The organism is Microbispora sp. CL1-1, from assembly GCF_012034195.1.
Taxonomy (GTDB): domain Bacteria; phylum Actinomycetota; class Actinomycetes; order Streptosporangiales; family Streptosporangiaceae; genus Microbispora.
Genome location: NZ_JAATEK010000113.1, coordinates 1 through 1,853, shown reverse-complemented (window position 1 = coordinate 1,853; position 1,853 = coordinate 1). Strand labels below are relative to the sequence as shown.

Below are 1,853 nucleotides of genomic sequence, written 5' to 3'. Positions count from 1 at the left end.
ACGTCGGCCGAGCGCGCGCAGCCGCATCAGCGCCTGCCGGGTGACGATCCGCACCAGATAGGCGCGTTGATCCCGCACCGTCCCGAGATCGACGCCCGCCCAGCGCAGCCACGTTTCCTGGAGGACGTCTTCAGCGTCGGCGGCCGAGCCGAGCATCTCGTAGGCCACGGTGAACAGCAGGTTGCGATGGGCGACGAACGCCGCGGTGGCCGGGTCCACGGTTTCCCCATGCGCGTACGGCTCGCCCGCGCCCACCTGTCCCTCGCCCATCACGGCTCCTCCCCGATCGCACTCGCCTGCGCCTTACACGCACAAGACGCCTATCCTCGGCGTTCTGTGACCGCGGCGACAGGTGGTGTACGTCACACGACCCGAGCTGTCACAGGCGGCGGGGCACCGGCATCTCGTGTTCGTCAGGACGCCGCCCGGACAAGCCGGGCGGCACGCGACTCCACAGGAGTGAGGACGAATGACGAACTCGGAGCGGACCTTCGCGCTGGTCACCGGTGGCAACAAGGGCCTCGGTCTCGAAGCGGCCCGCCGGCTCGGTACGGAGGGGTGGACGGTCTTCCTCGGCTCGCGCGACGAGAGCCGGGGACGGGCGGCCGCAGGCAAGCTGGCCGCGGACGGCGTCGACGTGGTCATGGTCCCGCTGGACGTGACCTCGGACGCGTCGGTGGCCCGTGCCGTACGGCTCGTCCGCGAGCACACCGACCACCTGGACGTGCTGATCAACAACGCCGGCGCGCCGGGAATGGTCACTCCGCCCGCGGAGACCACGGTGGACGAGATCCATTCCGTCTACGACGTCAACGTCTACGGACCGATCAGGGTCACGAACGCGTTCCTTCCCTTGCTGCGGGCGGCGCACAACCCTCGGGTGGTGATGGTGTCGAGCGCCGCCGGGTCCTTCGCGGTCGTGACCGATCCGGAGCAGCCCATCTCGAAGATGCACGAACTCGCCTACACGTCGTCGAAGGCGGCGCTGAACATGATCACCGTCCGGTACGCCCAGGCACTCCCGGAGATCAAGTTCAACGCCACCACTCCCGGGGAGGTCGCGAACCACACGTTCGCCGCCACCGACATGAACAACCACACCGGTCAGTTGACGGTCACCGAGGGCACCGACTCGATCGTCGGACTCGCGATGATCGGCCCCGACGGGCCGAGCGGAATCTTCACCGACCGCCTCGGCCCCGTCGGATGGTGACCGCCGAGCCTTGGCATCCTGTGTGATGTAAACCGCCACGCGCTGGTCGGCATCGCGGTGTCCGGTACCGCGCCGGAAAACGCCTGTGGGGTGTTGGCGAGTCTTGAGCCGGTCGGTGACCGCTCCGGAAGGCATCTCCGGTCCTCGCCGAGCCCGCTCCGTCCGTGCACATTCCGCAAGCTCGGAATGCCCGCGGGGCCCGGTATCGGGCACAACGCTTCCGGCCCGTCAACGCCCCCCGTGCGCGGCGCGACCTCCCCAGCCTTGACGGAGCCCGCGTAGCCGACGCAACCTCCTTCCGGCCGCTCACCATGCCCCCTGTTAGGAGGTGACCTCTCCGGCCCCCACAGAGCCCGCGTTGCCGGTGCCCCTTCCGGCCTGCACGTCCGGACCGCGCACCTGGACCGTACGCCCCTGGCGACAGCCCGGAAGCCTCTGCGAATCATCTCCGGGCACAACGCTTCTGGCCGTCGCGGTGCCCTCGTGCTGGGCGCCACCTCTCCCGCCTCCATAGAGCCTGCGTTGCCGGTGCCCCTTCCGGCCTGCACACCCGGCCTGCACACCCGGCCCGTACACCTGGACTGCACGCCGCGACGACAGCCTGGAAGGCTTTGCGAGCCGTCTCTGGACGGGGCGTTGC

Annotated in this window: 2 protein-coding genes; one reads left to right on the top strand and one right to left on the bottom strand. The window is 69.5% G+C overall.

Annotation, left to right across the window (positions count from 1 at the left end):
- Nucleotides 1-270: sigma factor (locus tag HCK04_RS40135; protein WP_277351641.1), on the bottom strand; the 270-nt coding region annotated here is incomplete at its 3' end.
- A gap of 199 nt (nucleotides 271-469) precedes the next feature.
- Here HCK04_RS40135 and HCK04_RS40130 point away from each other — a divergent pair.
- Nucleotides 470-1,213 carry an SDR family NAD(P)-dependent oxidoreductase gene (locus HCK04_RS40130; protein ID WP_142652749.1) on the top strand — a complete coding sequence of 248 codons (744 nt, stop codon included), beginning with the start codon at nucleotides 470-472 and terminating at the stop codon, nucleotides 1,211-1,213.
- The last annotated feature ends 640 nt before the right edge of the window (nucleotides 1,214-1,853 follow it).